The sequence below is a fragment of the Bacillus sp. NTK034 genome, from assembly GCF_017303275.1.
Taxonomy (GTDB): domain Bacteria; phylum Bacillota; class Bacilli; order Bacillales; family Cytobacillaceae; genus Cytobacillus.
Window position 1 is genome coordinate 640,467 of record NZ_JAFKOJ010000001.1, and the last position, 18,765, is coordinate 659,231.

Here is an 18,765-nt window from a genome sequence, read left to right on the forward strand (position 1 = left end):
AGGACGGTCTGCCATCTGGCGGATTCTCTTAAAGTCTGGCTGTGAGTGCTGATGAATTTTTTACTATTGTATCCCTTCTCCATGCAGCTCATGGCTTTTCTCAAACTACAAAGGAGGAAGTGTGATGTCCGGATGAAGTTCCATGAAATGAATGAAAGGGAGGTTGAGCAAGCCTTAAATACAGATATTAAGGTGGGCTTAACAGAGGATGATGTAAAAAAACGGCATAAACAATATGGGTATAACGAGTTGAAAGAGGGAGAAAAGCAGTCGGCTTTACTCTTATTTTTTAGTCAATTTAAAGATTTCATGGTTCTTGTCCTATTAGCAGCAACCTTAATATCGGGGCTGCTTGGTGAATATATTGATGCAATTGCCATTATTGCAATTGTAGTCATAAATGGCTTCTTGGGCTTCTTTCAGGAGAGAAAAGCGGAAAAGTCTTTACACGCACTTAAGGAATTATCAGCTCCTCAAGTTATTGCTTTACGTGAAGGACAATGGAAAAAGATCCCCTCCAAAGAAGTGGTGGCAGGGGACCTATTGAAAGTTGCAGCAGGGGATAGGATTGGAGCGGATATGAGAATCGTAGAGTCCAATAGCCTGGAAATTGAGGAATCCGCTTTGACGGGAGAATCTCTGCCTGTCCAAAAGAGAACCGGTTCCTTGAAAACTGCAAATCTGGCTATTGGGGATATGGAGAACATGGCTTTCATGGGAACTATGGTAACACGCGGCAATGGGCTGGGTGTAGTTGTCGGAACAGGGATGAATACTGCCATGGGACAGATTGCTGATCTTCTGCAGAATGCGGAAACCATGACCACTCCGCTTCAGCGAAGATTGGAACAGCTGGGCAAAATCCTCATAACGGCAGCTATTTTACTGACTGTTCTTGTCGTTGTGGCTGGTGTTGTGCAGGGGCAGGAATTATATACAATGTTCCTTGCTGGCGTTTCTTTGGCAGTAGCAGCCATTCCAGAAGGACTCCCGGCCATCGTAACAGTAGCTCTGTCGCTTGGGGTACAAAGAATGATAAGAAAAAAAGCAATCGTCCGAAAGCTGCCAGCGGTTGAAACACTGGGCTGTGCATCTGTGATATGCTCAGACAAAACCGGCACAATGACTCAAAACAAAATGACTGTCACGCATCTCTGGAGCGGCGGGAAAGAGTGGAGAGTTGATGGTATCGGCTATGAGCCCCAGGGCCTATTTTATAGAAATGAGAATCAAATTGAACCGAAGAGTGATAAGGCACTCCAGCAAATGCTGATGTTTGGCATGTTATGCAACCATGCTGAAATACAGCAGAAAAATAATGAGTATGTGATTGATGGAGATCCGACCGAGGGGGCTCTGCTGGTAGCGGCCATGAAGGCGGGCTATAATCGGAGCAGTCTTTTAAGTCAATTCCAGATTATCAATGAGTTTCCGTTTGACTCTGCCCGAAAAATGATGAGTGTTGTGGTAAAGGACCATAATGGAAGGCAATTTATTGTAACCAAAGGAGCACCCGATGTATTAGTCGGGAAAAGTGAATCGGTTCTTTGGGAGGGCAGGCGGCAGATTCTTTCGGGGGAGCTCTCAGGTGAAATTCAGGGAGCTATAGAAGATCTAGCTTCTCAAGCCTTAAGAACAATAGCAATTGGCTATAAGGAAATCCCTTCAAAAAATGTCATTCTTGATGAAAAAGAGGCTGAGAAGGGATTAACATTTATCGGGCTTCAAGGGATGATTGATCCGCCAAGGCCAGAGGTTAGGGAAGCAGTCAAGGAATGCAAGGAAGCAGGAATTAAAACCATTATGATCACAGGGGATCATGTGATTACAGCACAGGCTATTGCTAAGCAGTTAGGCATTTTAACACAAGGCTCTAAAGTCCTTCAGGGCAAGGATCTGGCTGAGATGCCGGTTGAAGATCTTGAAGATGTGGTTGAAGATGTCGCAGTATTTGCCAGAGTATCACCTGAGCATAAATTAAAAATTGTAAAGGCACTCCAGAATAGAGGTCATATTGTTGCCATGACAGGTGATGGAGTCAATGATGCCCCTGCCATTAAAGCGGCAGACATCGGAATATCAATGGGCATTACAGGGACCGATGTTGCGAAAGAGGCATCCGCACTGGTACTGCTCGATGATAATTTTGCTACCATAAAAGCGGCAATAAAAGAAGGAAGAAATATTTACGAGAATATTCGAAAGTTTATCAGATATCTGCTTGCATCAAATGTTGGTGAAATTCTGGTTATGCTGTTTGCCATGCTACTTGCCCTTCCGCTGCCCTTAGTGCCAATCCAGATTCTCTGGGTGAACTTAGTAACGGATGGACTTCCGGCAATGGCTCTTGGCCTTGACCAGCCAGAGGAAAATGTGATGAAGCGAAAGCCAAGGAGCCCTAAGGAAGGTGTTTTTTCAAGAGGGCTTGGCTGGAAAGTGGTGTCCAGAGGATTTCTAATTGGACTTGTGACATTACTGGCATTCATTTTTGCCTATAGGGCAAATCCTGATCATCTTGCTTATGCACAGACAGTAGCATTTGCTACATTGGTAATGGCACAGCTGATTCATGTATTTGATTGCCGCAGTGAAAAATCAGTGTTCTCAAGAAATCCTTTCGGCAATAAATATTTAGTCTGGGCCGTCATTTCGTCCCTTGCTTTAGTGCTGATGGTCATATACTATCCGCCGCTTCAGCCAATTTTCCACACCGTCCCTATTGAATTGCGCGACTGGTTTATGATCACAGGACTCTCAGCCATTCCAACATTTTTACTGGCAGGCACATTTTTGGCAAGAAAAACAAAATGAAATATGTTATAATCCTTTAGGTAGTAGAGAAGAACTCTATTACCTTTCTTTTTTGCGCAAACATAAATATCTTTGTCATTACTTGATTTTTATACATAGACTGCACAGGCATCATGCCGCTAACTGAAAGTAATAGTGCTTTTTACAAGCTGTGCTTTTCCCAAAAGGAAGTGTGAGAAATGGCAGTAAGCATGACTGGTTATGGAAGAAGCAAGAAAGATTCCGGGCAAAGATCCATTACGGTTGAGATTAAGACTGTAAACCATCGTTTTTCCGAGTTTCAGATAAGAATGCCCAGACAGCTGATGCATATTGAAGACAAAATAAAGAAAATGCTTAACAGGCATATCAAAAGAGGCAGAATTGAGGTTTATATCACCATTGACGGCGATGGCCTGTCCAGCAGGAAAGTTAATGTTGACTGGGAACTATTAGATGAATATTATCAATACATAACTGCAATTCAAACAAAGTACCAAATCCAAACGGATCTATCCATCGGGGATGTTATACGCGAAGAATTGATTGGCATAGAGGAAAAGGATTCCGGCAATGAGGAATTGAGCCAGCTGGTCCTTTCTGCAACTGAAGAGGCGTGCCTGCAGTTAACGGATATGAGGAGGCTTGAGGGGGATGAACTGGAAAAAGATCTCCGTAGCCATCTTAGTCTTTTAAGCAGCAGAGTCCTCAAGCTGAGAGAGTATGCACCACTGGTCGTGCAGTTTTACCGGGAGAGATTGGAAAAGCGTATGAGAGAATTTCTTGATGGCCAGGTGGATGAACCGAGAATCTTAACAGAGGTAGCGATGTTCGCTGATAAAGCGGATATCAATGAGGAGCTGACAAGGCTGCAAAGCCATATAAGCCAGTTTGAGAACACACTTCAGCTTACAGATCCTGCTGGCAGAAAGCTTGACTTTATTCTGCAGGAAATGAATAGAGAGGCCAATACGATCGGCTCTAAGGCTAATAGTGCAGAGATTGCTGCCGAAGTGGTTGAAATAAAGAGTTTATTGGAAAAAATGAAGGAACAAGTTCAAAATATTGAATAGCAGTTGTTTAGATTGCGGCTCTGAGGGTCAAAATAAATAACTGATGATTGGAGGACCCAAATGTCAATTAAACTGATCAATATCGGATTTGGCAATATTGTTTCTGCCAACCGGATAATATCAATTGTCAGTCCAGAATCTGCCCCGATTAAACGGATCATTCAGGACGCACGTGACCGGGGCTCTTTAATAGATGCTACGTATGGCAGGCGCACCCGGGCTGTTATCGTCATGGACAGTGACCATGTTATTTTGTCTGCGGTCCAGCCGGAAACTGTTGCGCACCGATTAAATGACCGTGATGAAATTGTTGAGGAAGGGTAGGATTTTATAAATGAATGAAAAAGGATTATTGATTGTTCTATCCGGACCCTCAGGTGTAGGAAAGGGAACAGTAAGAAAAGAGATATTTGCTCAGCCTGATACTGCGTTTGAATATTCTATATCAATGACAACGAGATCTCCGAGAGCGGGAGAAGTCAATGGAGTTGATTATTTTTTCAAAACGCGTGAGGAGTTTGAAGAGCTGATCAGGCAGGATAAGCTGCTTGAATATGCAGAGTTTGTCGGGAACTACTACGGAACGCCGGTTGATTATGTAAGAGAAACATTGGACCGGGGCAAAGACGTTTTTCTTGAAATCGAAGTTCAGGGTGCACGTCAGGTACGCGAGAAATTCCCGGACGGCTTGTTCATCTTCCTGGTTCCGCCTAGTTTATCTGAGCTTAAGAACCGTATTGTAACCAGAGGGACGGAGACAGAAGATATAATCAACAATCGCATGAGTGCAGCGAAAGAAGAGATTGAAATGATGAACTTATATGATTATGTTGTAGAGAATGATCAAATCGATCTTGCCTGTGAAAGAATAAAATCCATTGTAGTTGCAGAACACTGCCGCAGGGAACGTGTAGAACCTAAATACAAAAAGATGCTGGAGGTAGAATAAATATGCTTTATCCTTCTATTGATTCTCTAATGACGAAGATTGATTCCAAATATTCACTTGTTTCTGTTGCTGCCAAGCGTGCCCGCAAGCTTCAGCTCCATGCCAAACCGCAGCTTGAGAGCTATAAATCACATAAAAATGTGGGGAAAGCACTTGAGGAAATCCATGCAGACCAGCTTCATTACCGACTGGGTGAAAAGACGGCAAATGAATCATACGAGTAAAATCGCTGAATAACAACCTTTTAAAAGGTTGTTATTTTTGTTTGAGGTTTTATTAGATGAAAATTCACTGCTCTTCTTGCATAATAAAACTATCATGAAAGCTAATAGCCATTAATGGCCAGTGCTTCTTATAGAAATATATAGCCAGGCCGCTTTTCATAGAGATGAATTATTTTTGAGATTGGTGGGGTCATATAATGCTGAGTGGAAAGAAAATATTATTATGCGTAACCGGCGGAATTGCTGTTTATAAAGCTGCAGCCTTAACGAGCAAGCTTACGCAGGCCGGAGCGCATGTGAAAGTTATCCTAAGTGAATCGGCCGCAAAATTTGTTGCACCATTAACTTTTCAGGCTCTTTCAAGACATGATGTTTACACCGACACTTTCGATGAAAAAGATTCGAAGGTTATTGCTCATATAGACCTGGCTGATTGGGCCGACTTGATCCTCGTTGCTCCGGCTACAGCAAATGTAATCGGAAAGCTGGCCAATGGGATTGCAGACAATATGATTACAACAACCCTTTTGGCGGCATCATCACCGATCTGGATTGCGCCTGCAATGAATGTACATATGTACAGCCATCCGGCTGTCCAGAAAAATATTGAAACCTTATATCGTTTTGGCTGCAGATTTATAGAGCCTTCAGAAGGGTATCTTGCATGCGGCTATGTTGGAAAAGGAAGACTGGAAGAACCAGAGAAAATTACAGAAACAATTGGTGAATTTTTTAAGTCTTCCAGATTGGATCTAACTGGACGGAAATTGGTCATAACTGCCGGTCCAACTAGGGAAAAAATTGATCCTGTCCGTTATATTACCAACCATTCTTCGGGCAAAATGGGTTATGCAATTGCGGAAGCAGCTGTATCTGCAGGAGCTGAAGTTGTATTGATATCCGGTCCGGTTACAATTAATGCTCCTGCCGGCTTAAAACTGATAAGGGTAGAATCTGCCGAGGAAATGTATCAAGCAGCAATAAGCGAATTTGATCTTGCAGATGTTGTCATTAAGACCGCTGCAGTCTCCGATTATCGTCCAAAGGTGCCTTCTGACCAAAAAATGAAAAAACAGCCTGGGGATGAAGTACTGGAGCTTGAAAGAACAAAAGATATATTATTCGAACTGGGACAAAAAAAGAAGAAGCAAATCCTTATAGGGTTTGCGGCTGAAACCGAACAGGTTGATGAGTATGCACAGGGCAAGCTAAAAAGGAAAAATGCCGATATGATTGTTGCCAATAATGTAACTGCTGAAGGCGCAGGCTTTGGAACGGATACTAACATAGTGACATTTTTCAAAAAAGATGGGTCTTTAGAAAAGCTCCCCCTTATGTCAAAAAAGGATGTAGCTGTAAAAATTCTTGAAGAAGCTGCGACCTTGCTAAAGGATGAGCATGAATGAATATTGCTAGTGTAATTGTCGATGTACCTGCCAAACAGACTGACCGGGCATTTGACTACAAAATACCCTCTCATCTGAAAGGTATCATTCTCCCCGGCATGAGGGTTGTCGTTCCATTTGGACCAAGAAAGATCCAGGGGTTTGTAACAGCATTAAAAGCAGAGTCGGATTTTCAGCAGTTAAAATCCATTTCAGAGCCAATGGACTTAAATCCAGTTCTTAACCAGGAGCTTTTGACACTTGGTGAATGGCTGACTGAAAAAACATTATGCTACAAAATTTCTGCCTTTCAGGCTATGCTGCCTGCAGCATTGAAGGCAAAATATGAAAAGAAGCTTGTAATGGCAAGGAATGCAGATTGTAAACTGCTTCCTGAAAAATTATGTACTCTCTTCCAGAAAACTGAAGAAATTACATGGGATGATGCAGTAAAGAGCGGAGCTTTGCCGCTTCTTCAAAAGGAAGCATCCCATGGAAATATCGAGATTATATACCAAGTAAAAGAGCGGGTGAAAAAGAAGAAAGTAAGGCAGGTATTCGCGGCTGCTGCCCCTAATAAGCTTGCTGATTACCTTAAGCAGCTTCCAGGCAACGCAACCAAACAGAAAGAAGTACTTGAGTATTTTCTTCATGCGGAGGGACCGGTCGATCAGAAAGAGTTATTTTCCTTGCTTGGAATAACCTCTTCCACCATAAAAGGGCTCATGCAAAAAGGGCTGCTTGGCCAAAGGGACGTGGAAATTTACCGAAACCCATTTGGAGACCGCGAATTCGAAAGAACTGAACCGCTTTCTTTGACCGATGGACAGAGAAAGGCCATAATCCCCATCCTTAATTCTATTGAAGATAACAGGCATGAAACTTTTTTGCTTTATGGGGTAACAGGAAGCGGAAAAACTGAGGTGTATCTGCAATCCATTCAGCGAGTGCTGGAGGATGGCAAAGAAGCCATTGTCCTTGTTCCTGAGATTTCCTTAACTCCGCAGATGGTCAAACGCTTTAAGGGAAGGTTTGGCAATCAGGTTGCCGTCATGCACAGCGGCCTTTCAGCGGGGGAAAAGTATGATGAATGGAGAAAGATTCAGCGGAAGGAAGTCAAGGTTGTTGTCGGAGCGCGATCGGCTATCTTTGCCCCTTTTGAAAACCTCGGAATCATTATCATTGATGAGGAGCACGAAACCAGCTATAAGCAGGAAGAAAACCCAAGATACCATGCAAGGGATGTCGCCATCAAGAGAGCGGGAAATCATAAATGTCCTGTGGTGCTTGGCAGTGCAACTCCCTCCTTGGAATCTTTTGCGCGAGCACATAAAGGAGTTTACCATCTCCTCACTCTCGAAAATAGAATGAACAATCAGGCTCTTCCTTCCGTTGATATCATTGATATGCGGGAAGAGCTGCGTGAAGGAAACCGCTCGATGTTCTCAAGAAAGCTTCTCGAAAAAATTAAAGACCGACTTGAAAAAAAAGAGCAGATTGTATTATTTCTAAATAAAAGAGGGCATTCCTCATTTGTTATGTGCAGGGACTGCGGGTATGTTATTAATTGTCCTCATTGTGATATATCTTTGACTTATCATCAGTATAACCAGCAAATGAAATGCCATTATTGCGGCTATGAGGCACCCGTTCCGAATGCTTGCCCGGAATGTGAAAGTGAGCATATCCGCTATTTCGGAACCGGCACCCAGAAAGTGGAAGAGGAATTGGCAAAAATTCTGCCGGAAGCGAAGGTAATCCGTATGGATGTCGATACAACCAGCAGGAAAGGTGCACATGAAAAGCTCCTGGATCAATTCCAGGAAGGGCATGCAGATATTCTTCTCGGGACTCAGATGATTGCTAAAGGCCTTGATTTCCCCAATATTACATTAGTAGGCGTACTCTCGGCAGACACGATGCTGCACCTGCCTGATTTCCGCTCTTCTGAAAAAACCTTTCAGCTCTTGACTCAGGTAAGCGGGCGTGCTGGAAGGCATGAATTGGAGGGTGAGGTAATTATTCAGACCTACACTCCTGAACATTATAGTATTGAACTGGCGGGGGAGCAGGATTACGATAAATTTTATGAAAGAGAAATGATGGTCCGCAAAATCCATAGATATCCCCCTTTCTACTATATATCCCTTGTCACCGTCAGCCACGAGGAATTAATGAAGGCTGTTTCGGTAACTGAGAAGATCACGCAGTACATTCAGTCAAAATTATCTGCAGAGAGCATAGTCCTTGGTCCAGTTGCATCGCCGATACCGCGGATCAATAATAGATATCGGTATCAATGTCTGATAAAATACAAGCGGGAGCCGGAACTTGGCCAAGCGCTGAAGAAAATTCTGGATAATTATCAGCAGGATATGGCCACTGGGGGCCTTTACGTCTCCATTGACCTGAATCCATATATTTTAATGTAGTTTCTTAAAGCCTTAATAAGATTTTAATGTTTGAATTTTGAGAAGTGCTGTCCTCGCAAGGAACGCTTCGACAGCTTCATATCGCACGACTGGGCGTCAGATTTTTTGAAGGAGCGGCTCAAGAACTTCCGCTTTTGTGGTTATGAATAAATCCGAATTGGTTGAAAATAGATAAAAATGGAGGAAATGTTTTGGCGGTAAAAAAAATTGTAACTTATCCGGCTGAGATTCTGGAGGCAGAATGCGAACCCGTTAAGGTGTTTGATAAGAAGCTGGGCAAATTGTTAAATGATATGTATGATACGATGATCGAATTCGATGGTGTCGGGCTTGCTGCTCCACAAATCGGAATTAGCAGGCAAATTGCTATTGTTGATATAGATGATGATTTCGGAACAATTGAAATGATTAATCCGCAAATCCTTGAAATAAATGGGGAACAGACAGGCCCTGAAGGGTGTTTGAGTTTTCCTGGGTTATATGGTGAAGTAACAAGGCCTGAATATGTCAAAATCAAGGCGCAGGATCGCAAAGGGAAATATTTCACACTCGAGGCTGAGGATTTCCTGGCAAGAGCGATCCTCCATGAAATTGATCATTTAAATGGGGTGCTATTTACCTCAAAAGTTACAAGGTACTTGAACGAAGAAGAGTTGGAAGGATTGGAAGCTGAATGACAAAAATCGTATTTATGGGCACACCCGATTTTTCAGTGCCTATACTGAAGCAAATAATAAAGGACGGATATGAAGTAATCGGAGTGGTTACTCAGCCTGACAGGCCCGTTGGAAGGAAAAAGGTCCATACTCCCCCGCCTGTAAAAGTTGAAGCAGTAAAACTGGGAATCCCTGTGTATCAGCCCGAAAAAATCCGCAAGCCAGAAGAGCTGGAGAAAGTTCTTGCTCTTAAGCCTGATCTGGTTGTTACAGCTGCGTTTGGGCAAATTTTGCCGAAGGAGCTTTTGGATGCACCCAAGTTCGGCTGCATTAATGTACATGCATCATTGCTTCCTGAATTGCGAGGCGGTGCACCCATTCACTACTCCATTCTGCAGGGGAAAGAAAAAACAGGAATCACCATTATGTATATGGCCGAGAAGCTTGATGCCGGTGATATTTTAACACAAGCGGAAGTGCCGATTACGGAAAAAGATACAGTTGGCACTCTTCACGATAAACTTAGCGCTGCAGGGTCAAAACTTTTATCTGAAACCCTGCCAATGCTCCTGAATGGTGAACTCACTCCCATCAGGCAAAATGATGAAGAAGCCACTTTTGCTTATAATATTAAAAGAGAACAGGAAAAAATCGACTGGGGCAAAACTGGAGAAGAAATCTATAACCACATTAGAGGGTTAAACCCATGGCCGGTTGCTTATACCACTTTTGACGGCAAAGTGATTAAAATCTGGAACTCGGAGAAGGTTAAATCTGCTGAAAGCATAAAACCGGGAACAATTATCAGGCTTGAGGAAGATGGAATCGTTGTGGCAGCAGGGAATGAGACATCCATTAAAATTACTGAACTGCAGCCTTCCGGTAAGAAAAAGATGCCAGCAGAACAATTTTTAAGAGGCTCAGGGTCCCATCTAACTGCCGGCGGCCGTTTCGGAGACACCGAATGAAAAAGCTAAAAAAGAAAAATGTAAGAGAAACTGCACTGGAACTTCTTGAAGCCATTGAAAAAAATCAGTCCTACAGCAATCTTTTACTGAATAACGCCATAAAAAAGAACGAAATAGACCAGAAGGATATCGGGCTTCTTACGGAGTTGACTTATGGTACCCTTCAGCGCCGGATGACACTCGATTTTTACCTGCAGCCGTTTCTGGCAGGCAATAAAAAAATTGAAAGCTGGGTAAACCAGCTCTTAAGACTTACTCTGTATCAGATGGTTTATCTTGATAAAATTCCCGACCGCGCAGCTATTTTCGAGGCAGTAGAAATAGCAAAACGTTGGGGGCATAAAGGGATTTCCGGCATGGTCAACGGCGTGCTCAGGAATATTCAAAGGAAGGGACTTCCTGATCTTGAACAAATTGAAGACAGTGTTGAGCGTCTTTCCATTGAGACCAGCCATCCCGAGTGGCTGGTAAAAAGATGGGCCGATCAGCTTGGGTTTGAAGAAACCAAGAAAATGTGTGAAATAAATTTGACTGCTCCACTGCAGACTGCAAGGGTAAATGAGGTAAAGGCTTCCAGGGAAGAATGCCTGTTACTTCTAAAGGAAGAAGGATTTGAAGTGGAACCAAGTCCGTTTATACCAATTGCCATTAAATGTTTAAGAGGCAACCTGGCCAATTCCCGTGCCTTCAAAGATGGCCTGATTACGATTCAGGATGAAAGCTCCATGCTTGCTGCTTATGCCCTTGGAGGAAACCCGAATGAAAAGATCCTGGATGCCTGTGCAGCTCCCGGAGGAAAAACCACTCATATAGCAGAAAAACTGCAAAATACCGGACAGGTCATTTCATTGGATCTTCACGAACATAAAGTAAAGCTGATTAATGATAATGCCGATAGACTGGGACTATCAAATATTAAAACAAATGCCCTTGACAGCAGAAAAGTCCAGGAGCATTATGAAAAAGAATCTTTTGACCGCATTTTAGTGGATGCCCCATGTTCAGGCCTTGGAGTTATGAGAAGAAAGCCGGATATGAAATACACAAAAAAAGAAGATGATTTATATCATCTCCATAAGATTCAAAGAAATCTGTTGAATGCCGTTTCACCTTTGCTGAAAAAAGGTGGTATTCTAGTTTATAGTACGTGTACAGTGGACAAGGAAGAAAATCAGCATGTTGTCCAGTCATTTTTAAAGGAAAATGCGGAATTTGAGGGGGACGTATCTGTTCGTGAGCGAATGCCTAACCCAATTGCTCCGTTTATAGAGAGTTTTGAACTGCAGATATTACCGCAGGATATTGGTTCGGACGGGTTTTATATTGCCTGTCTGAGAAAGAAGGTGCAATAAATGGAACAAACAGCAGCAGAGAAAATAACAGCAGCCGAACAAAAACCATCCATTTATACTTTACAGCTGCTTGAGCTGAAGGATTGGCTTAAAGAAAATAATGAGAAAGCTTTCAGGGCTGAGCAAATTTTTGATTGGCTATACACAAAAAGAGTCACATCATTTGAGGATATGACGAACCTGTCAAAAGGGTTAAGAGATACGTTATCAGCAAATTTTTCGCTGACAACTCTTAAAACGATCATTCAGCAGGAGTCAGCTGATGGGACAATAAAGTTTTTATTTGAACTTCATGATGGCTATTCAATTGAAACGGTACTGATGAGGCATGACTATGGTAATTCGGTATGTGTAACTACTCAGGTTGGCTGCCGAATCGGCTGTACATTCTGTGCTTCAACTTTAGGCGGATTAAAACGCAATCTTGAAGCAGGAGAAATCGTTGCTCAGGTCGTAAAAGTACAACAGGCACTAGATGAGACAGATGAACGGGTCAGCTCGGTTGTTATTATGGGAATTGGTGAGCCATTTGATAATTATGACAGTATGCTGTCATTCCTGAAAATTATCAACCATGATAAAGGGCTGAATATCGGTGCACGCCATATCACTGTTTCGACAAGTGGAATCATCCCAAAAATCTATAAATTTGCAGATGAAAATATGCAGATCAATTTCGCGATTTCATTACATGCTCCAAACACCGAAATCAGAAGCCGCCTAATGCCAATCAATAGAGCTTATAAGCTGCCGGACCTTATGGATTCAATCAGGTATTATATAAATAAGACAGGCAGACGGGTGAGTTTCGAATATGGGTTATTCGGAGGGGTCAACGACCAGGTGGAACATGCTGAAGAGCTGGCGAAGTTAATAAAAAATGTAAAGTGCCATGTTAACCTGATTCCAGTAAACTATGTGCCTGAACGAGATTATGTAAGGACACCAAAGGATCAAATTTTTGCTTTTGAAAAGACACTGAAGAACCACGGCATTAATGTAACCATTCGCAGGGAGCACGGTCATGATATAGATGCAGCATGCGGACAACTTCGTGCAAAGGAGCGAAAAGAGGAGACGAGGTGACAGAATGAAAGCTGTTTTTATGACAGATCAAGGCAAAGTCAGGCAGCATAATGAAGATAATGGCGGCATCTATGTGAACAGCAAGGGGCAGCGCCTTGCCATCGTAGCAGATGGCATGGGCGGCCACCGGGCTGGCGATGTGGCAAGCGAAATGACATTAACAAGTTTAAAAGGATTCTGGGATGAGACAGATGACTTTCAGACTGCCGAAGAGGCGGAGGGATGGCTGCTGAAGCATATTGCAGAGGTCAACACCATTCTTTATGAACATTCGAAAGAAAATGAACAATGTGAAGGCATGGGAACAACTGTTGTTGCTGCAATATGTACAGATCGTTTTGCCACGATTGCCAATATCGGTGACAGCAGATGTTATATCTTGAATGAATCTGGTTTTCAGCAGCTGACGGAGGACCATTCCCTGGTGAATGAGCTTGTAAGGTCCGGGCAGATTACGAAGGAGGATGCTGAGCATCATCCAAGAAAAAACGTGCTCCTCCGGGCATTGGGGACTGAAGCAGCGGTTGAGATGGATATCAAGACCATTATTTTTGAAGAAGGCGACTTATTATTATTATGCTCCGACGGATTGTCCAACAAGGTACCTGTGGCTGAAATGAGTGAAATCCTCAAAAGTGGACGTACTCTTGAGGAAAAAGCCGCAGTGCTGATTGATCAGGCCAATGATAATGGCGGCGAAGACAATATTACGCTCGTGATTGCTGAGTATGATGAAAGCAATGAGAGCGGGATGATAAATGATGATTAAGGGAAGAAGATTAAGCGGCCGCTATAAGATTCTTGATATGATTGGCGGAGGAGGCATGGCAAATGTCTACCTTGCCCATGACATGATTCTGGATCGCGATGTTGCCGTGAAAGTGCTTCGGATGGACTTTGCCGAAGATGAAGAATTTATTCGCCGTTTTCATCGTGAAGCCCAGTCTGCTACCAGCTTAGCCCACCCGAACATCGTCAATATCTATGATGTTGGCGAGGAGGATTCAATCTATTATATTGTGATGGAATATGTAGATGGACAAACCTTAAAGCAATACATACAGCAAAACAGCCCGATTCGTATAGATGATGCGCTGGAAATTATGAAACAGCTGACCTCTGCCATATCTCATGCACATCAAAACCATATTATACACCGGGATATTAAACCGCATAATATTTTGATAGATAGGCATGGTAATGTTAAGATTACTGATTTTGGAATTGCCATGGCATTAAGTGCAACCAGTATAACCCAGACCAATTCTGTGTTAGGCTCTGTTCATTATCTTTCTCCGGAACAGGCCAGGGGGGGAATGGCCAACAGAAAATCTGATATCTATTCCCTTGGCATTGTTATGTTTGAGCTTTTAACAGGCAGGCTTCCGTTCTCAGGTGAATCCGCTGTATCAATAGCTCTCAAACATCTGCAGTCAGAGACGCCTTCCCTTAAGAGGTGGAATCCCTCCATACCGCAAAGTGTTGAAAATATCGTTTTAAAAGCGACAGCTAAAGATCCTTTTCACAGGTATGATTCCGTTGAAGAAATGGAAGAGGATATCAGAACAGCTCTTGAACCCGAAAGGCTTCATGAAGAAAAGTTTATGGTCCCGATTGACGATGATGCTACAAAGGCTATCCCTGTTATTACAGATGACCGCCCATATCAAAGCATGGACGAAACACTTGTGCATGCAAAGGATCCAAAGGGAGACACGCAGCCTGTGGCAAAACCTCTCCCTGAAAAGAAGAAGAAGGAAAAAAAGAAGAAAAAGAAAAAAAAGAAATGGCCAATTATTCTAGTGTCAGTCTTTTTGTTTATGGCTGTATTAGGCGTGCTGGCCATAACTGTGTTCCCCGATCTTATTGAGCCAAAGGATGTCCAGGTTCCTGATGTGTCCGGTAAAGAGGTGGAAGATGCAGTAGCAGAGCTTATTGCCGCAGGGTTTACGGTTAGGGATACAAAGCCGATAAGTGACCCTGATGTGGAAGAAGGTCTGGTGGTTAAAACCGATCCGAAAGCAGGCAGAACCGTCAAAGAAGGAACTTCCATTGATATCTATGAAAGCACTGGCAAAGAAAAATTTGAATTAGCCGATTACCAGGGAAGGCAATATGATGATGTAGTCCGATTGCTTGAAAGCAAAAATTTTAAAAGCATTGAAAAAACAGAAGAAAATAATGAGAGTGAGCCACCTGGGACCATCCTGGACCAAAACTTCTCAGAAGGCGACCTTGTCGTTCCTGATGATACGGAATTGATTTTCACTGTAAGCAAAGGCCCTGCGCCAATTGCCTTAAAAGATCTGCGCGGTTATAACGAAAAGGGTCTGCAGGAGTATGAAGAATCGTCCGGATTGAAAGTAGAGTATGGTGAAGAAGAATATCATGAGGAAGTCCCTGAAGGACTAGTCATCAAACAGGACCCGGCACCAGGCACAAACCTGACAAGGGGACAGAAAGTGACAGTGATTCTTTCAAAAGGGAAAAAAGAACTTCTTCCTAAAACTGAAAATATTGAGATCAGCGTTCCATATGAGCCTGCAGCCGAAGGTGAGCCAAATGAAGTTCAGATTATAATCAAGGATATGAATAATCCTGGCTCTGAACCAGTTCATACGGAGCTGATTTATGAAGATACTGTAATACCAATTGATATTACGATTGCTCCTGGACAGAATGCTACTTATAAGGTTCTGCGGGATGGACAGGTTTTTGAGGAAAAGGAAATCCCTTATCCGGAAGAAGAATCATAAGCAAGGAGTGTTGCTATGCCTGAGGGCAAAATTATTAAAGCCTTAGCCGGGTTTTATTATGTTTTAAGCGGAAATGAAACCATTCAGTGCCGAGGCCGCGGAGTTTTCCGGAAAAATAAGGTTAACCCGCTAGTCGGTGATGAAGTTGTGTTTCAGGCAGAAAGTATTACAGAAGGATACATCTTAGAGGTAAAAGAACGGAAAAATGAGCTGATACGTCCCCCGATTGCAAATGTTGATCAGGCCATTCTTGTATTTTCAGCTGTTGAACCAGGCTTCAGCACCTCTTTATTAGATCGTTTCCTGGTGCTGGTTGAATTCAATTATATAAAGCCAATCATCTGCATTACTAAAATAGACCTGACAGACGAGGATGAGTATAAGGAAATTCAGCAATATGCATCAGATTACCGCAAAGCCGGCTATGATGTTTTGCTGACCTCCTCGGAAACAGAAGAAGGTGTTAAAGAATTAATGCCATATCTGGAAGGCGAGATATCCGTTTTTGCAGGACAGTCAGGTGTGGGGAAATCTTCTTTGTTAAATGTTTTAAGACCAGACTTGGAGCTGAAAACAAATGATATTTCTTCACATTTGGGCAGAGGAAAGCATACAACCAGGCATGTAGAGCTGATAGAGGTTGGAAAAGGGCTTGTTGCTGATACACCGGGATTCAGCTCCCTTGAATTTACAGATATCGAATTGGAAGATCTAAATTATTGCTTTCCAGAAATTCAGGAGAAAAGCGATCTATGCAAATTTAGAGGCTGTCTGCACATGGCAGAGCCGAAATGCGCTGTAAAGGCCGCCAGTGAAAACGGTGAAATTCCTTCCTATAGATATGAGCACTACAAAACCTTTCTGCAGGAAATAAAAGATAGAAAGCCGAGGTATTAATTCATGATAAAAATCGCACCTTCTATTTTATCGGCAGACTTTTCTAAATTGGGAGAAGAGATTAAAGATGTAGAGATCGGCGGCGCTGATTATATTCATGTTGATGTAATGGACGGCCATTTTGTACCTAATATTACAATTGGCCCTTTAATTGTTGATGCAATCCGTCCTGTAACAAAGCTGCCCCTGGATGTTCATTTGATGATAGAAAATCCAGATAACTACATTGAGGCATTTGCTAATGCGGGGGCAGATTATATCACTGTACATGCAGAAGCTTGCAAACACCTTCACAGAACAATTCATTTAATTAAATCTTTTGGCGTCAAGGCAGGTGTGGTTCTTAACCCGGCTACACCAGTTAATATGATAGAGCATGTTATTGATGATATTGATATGGTATTGCTTATGTCTGTTAATCCTGGTTTTGGAGGACAAAAATTCATCCATGGGGTTCTTCCTAAGATTGAGGCCGTTAAGAAAATGGCTGACGCAAAAGGTCTAAATATTGAAATTGAAGTGGACGGCGGAGTGAATGAAGAAACAGCACAATTGTGCATTGAAGCTGGAGCCAATGTGCTTGTTGCCGGGTCGGCAATTTATAATCAGAAAGACAGAGCCGGGGCGATTGCTGCTTTAAAAGGTTCAAAATAAAAAAGGGCCAGCTGGAATACAGCTGGCTTTTTATAATTTAAGATATGATAGGAGCAATGTGAAATGATTATAAATATTTTAGCTGGCGGCCCTGAGGATTTGCTGCCTGAACTGTCTTTGTTCAGTGTTGCTTGTGACTTCTGGATCGGAGTAGATAGAGGAGTGCTTACTCTTATTCAAAATGGCATACAGCCGAAAATGGCATTTGGCGATTTTGATTCTGTGTCAAATGAAGAACTATTAACTATTGAAGAAAATGTAAAAGAGCTGAACAGATTCATGCCGGAGAAAGACGAAACCGACATGGAGCTTGCCCTGAATTGGGCACTGGGCCAAAATCCTGAAAAAATCCGTTTGTTTGGCGCCACAGGGGGCCGGCTTGACCACTTATTTGCAAATATTCAGCTGTTAATAAAGCCTGTACTTGCAGAAAACTTTGTTCCTGTCGAAATTATTGACCAAAAAAATAAGATTTATATTAAGGGTCCAGGTGAATATAGCATAAAGCAAAATCCATATTTCAAATACATTTCTTTTGTCCCTATCACGATGGAAATTAAAGGCCTCACTTTAAGAAATTTCAAGTATCCGCTCACATATCGGACCGTCCCTGCAGGTTCTACTCTTTGTATCAGCAATGAACTTATTGATGATTGTGGTACTTTTTCTTTTACTGAAGGCATATTAATGGTTGTAAGAAGCAAGGATTAAGTGCCGGGCCAGTGCTGCCCTGCAAGGTTCTGGGAAGCTGGATATGAGTCTTGGCATGAATTGCTTTCTGATCATTTTTTTTTAATCATGAGTACTCATCTTTCATTATTTGAATAAGATGGTAAAGACGATTTAAGGACAGAATGGATGCGTAGATTGTGAGGAGGGACACGAGTAATGAGATTTTATACAATCAAACTTCCTAAATTTTTAGGGGGCATTGTGCGTGCCATGTTAGGGACCTTCAAAAAAGGGTAAACGCCCATAAATGAAAAAGAAAATAGCATCAAAAAACTGGGCACCTCTATGGGGTGCTTTTATTTTTTGACTGAATGGGGGAGAATGATAGTGGATTATAAAAAGGGAAAATAAAAAGGACATCCTAAAAGGATGTCCCTGAGCAGATTAAACGCGCTCAACTTTACCTGATTTAAGTGCTCTTGCAGAAACCCAAACACGTTTAGGTTTACCGTCTACAAGAATACGTACCTTTTGAAGGTTAGCACCCCAAGTACGCTTGTTAGCGTTCATTGCGTGAGAACGTGCGTTACCTGAAGTTGTTTTTTTACCAGTTACAACACATTTGCGTGGCATGTATGTTTCCCTCCTTACTAAAAGCATAAGCTGAAACTATTTTTCAATGCTTTCATTTGCAATAGTCAGATTCATCCATCTGAATTAATGTGGAATTCCTTTTCGGATTTCGACATTAAAAGATACTTTAATAATTTATCATACAACCCTTCTGATTGCAATAGTTTGCTTTCAAGAAAATTTCCTTGACATAGGGGCATGGAACATGAGCTATAATAGAGATGGGGAAGTATGACTT

18 protein-coding genes are annotated in these 18,765 nt (G+C 42.4%); 17 read left to right on the plus strand and 1 reads right to left on the minus strand.

Going from position 1 to position 18,765, the window contains the following annotated elements:
- The first annotated feature begins 132 nt into the window (after positions 1-132).
- The 17 genes from JI665_RS03340 (at position 133) to spoVM (ending at position 18,191) form a co-directional block, all read left to right on the plus strand.
- Positions 133-2,811 (plus strand): calcium-translocating P-type ATPase, SERCA-type, encoded by a 2,679-nt coding sequence (locus tag JI665_RS03340; protein WP_206836230.1) that lies wholly within the window; start codon positions 133-135, stop codon positions 2,809-2,811.
- 179 nt (positions 2,812-2,990) lie between these two features.
- Complete coding sequence (locus JI665_RS03345) at positions 2,991-3,863, plus strand: YicC/YloC family endoribonuclease (RefSeq protein WP_206836233.1); 873 nt, start codon at positions 2,991-2,993, stop codon at positions 3,861-3,863.
- A gap of 60 nt (positions 3,864-3,923) precedes the next feature.
- Complete coding sequence (gene remA / locus JI665_RS03350) at positions 3,924-4,187, plus strand: extracellular matrix/biofilm regulator RemA (RefSeq protein WP_009330821.1); 264 nt, start codon at positions 3,924-3,926, stop codon at positions 4,185-4,187.
- Positions 4,188-4,197: 10 nt separating this feature from the next.
- Positions 4,198-4,812 (plus strand): guanylate kinase, encoded by a 615-nt coding sequence (gene gmk, locus JI665_RS03355; RefSeq protein WP_206836237.1) that lies wholly within the window; start codon positions 4,198-4,200, stop codon positions 4,810-4,812.
- A 2-nt stretch (positions 4,813-4,814) separates the two neighbouring features.
- Entirely contained in the window at positions 4,815-5,036 is a 222-nt protein-coding gene (rpoZ, locus tag JI665_RS03360; protein ID WP_206836240.1) for a DNA-directed RNA polymerase subunit omega, read from the plus strand.
- Positions 5,037-5,233: 197 nt separating this feature from the next.
- Positions 5,234-6,442, plus strand: coding sequence for a bifunctional phosphopantothenoylcysteine decarboxylase/phosphopantothenate--cysteine ligase CoaBC (coaBC, locus tag JI665_RS03365; RefSeq protein ID WP_206836243.1), 1,209 nt, complete (start codon positions 5,234-5,236; stop codon positions 6,440-6,442).
- Positions 6,439-8,853 (plus strand): primosomal protein N', encoded by a 2,415-nt coding sequence (gene priA, locus JI665_RS03370; protein ID WP_206836246.1) that lies wholly within the window; start codon positions 6,439-6,441, stop codon positions 8,851-8,853. The genes coaBC and priA overlap by 4 nt, the downstream gene beginning before the upstream one ends.
- Positions 8,854-9,044: 191 nt before the next feature.
- Positions 9,045-9,530 (plus strand): peptide deformylase, encoded by a 486-nt coding sequence (gene def / locus JI665_RS03375; RefSeq protein ID WP_206836249.1) that lies wholly within the window; start codon positions 9,045-9,047, stop codon positions 9,528-9,530.
- The gene (fmt, locus tag JI665_RS03380; RefSeq protein WP_206836252.1) at positions 9,527-10,477 is read left to right on the plus strand and encodes a methionyl-tRNA formyltransferase; all 951 of its coding nucleotides are present in this window, start codon (positions 9,527-9,529) and stop codon (positions 10,475-10,477) included. Before def ends, fmt begins: the two co-directional genes overlap by 4 nt.
- Positions 10,474-11,829, plus strand: coding sequence for a 16S rRNA (cytosine(967)-C(5))-methyltransferase RsmB (gene rsmB / locus JI665_RS03385; RefSeq protein WP_206836255.1), 1,356 nt, complete (start codon positions 10,474-10,476; stop codon positions 11,827-11,829). The genes fmt and rsmB overlap by 4 nt, the downstream gene beginning before the upstream one ends.
- On the plus strand, positions 11,830-12,915 hold the full coding sequence (rlmN, locus tag JI665_RS03390) for a 23S rRNA (adenine(2503)-C(2))-methyltransferase RlmN (protein ID WP_206836258.1): 1,086 nt from the start codon (positions 11,830-11,832) through the stop codon (positions 12,913-12,915).
- 4 nt (positions 12,916-12,919) lie between these two features.
- Positions 12,920-13,684 carry a Stp1/IreP family PP2C-type Ser/Thr phosphatase gene (locus JI665_RS03395; RefSeq protein ID WP_206836263.1) on the plus strand — a complete coding sequence of 255 codons (765 nt, stop codon included), beginning with the start codon at positions 12,920-12,922 and terminating at the stop codon, positions 13,682-13,684.
- Entirely contained in the window at positions 13,677-15,671 is a 1,995-nt protein-coding gene (gene pknB / locus JI665_RS03400) for a Stk1 family PASTA domain-containing Ser/Thr kinase (RefSeq protein ID WP_206837645.1), read from the plus strand. Before JI665_RS03395 ends, pknB begins: the two co-directional genes overlap by 8 nt.
- A 15-nt stretch (positions 15,672-15,686) precedes the next feature.
- Complete coding sequence (gene rsgA / locus JI665_RS03405; protein WP_206836265.1) at positions 15,687-16,568, plus strand: ribosome small subunit-dependent GTPase A; 882 nt, start codon at positions 15,687-15,689, stop codon at positions 16,566-16,568.
- A gap of 3 nt (positions 16,569-16,571) precedes the next feature.
- Positions 16,572-17,222 (plus strand): ribulose-phosphate 3-epimerase, encoded by a 651-nt coding sequence (gene rpe / locus JI665_RS03410; RefSeq protein ID WP_206836268.1) that lies wholly within the window; start codon positions 16,572-16,574, stop codon positions 17,220-17,222.
- 63 nt (positions 17,223-17,285) lie between these two features.
- Positions 17,286-17,933 carry a thiamine diphosphokinase gene (locus tag JI665_RS03415; RefSeq protein ID WP_206836271.1) on the plus strand — a complete coding sequence of 216 codons (648 nt, stop codon included), beginning with the start codon at positions 17,286-17,288 and terminating at the stop codon, positions 17,931-17,933.
- A 177-nt stretch (positions 17,934-18,110) separates the two neighbouring features.
- Positions 18,111-18,191, plus strand: coding sequence for a stage V sporulation protein SpoVM (spoVM, locus tag JI665_RS03420; protein ID WP_019381739.1), 81 nt, complete (start codon positions 18,111-18,113; stop codon positions 18,189-18,191).
- A gap of 147 nt (positions 18,192-18,338) precedes the next feature.
- On the opposite strand, the gene rpmB is transcribed toward spoVM, so the two are convergent.
- Positions 18,339-18,527 (minus strand): 50S ribosomal protein L28, encoded by a 189-nt coding sequence (gene rpmB / locus JI665_RS03425; RefSeq protein ID WP_019381740.1) that lies wholly within the window; start codon positions 18,525-18,527, stop codon positions 18,339-18,341.
- Positions 18,528-18,765 lie beyond the last annotated feature (238 nt).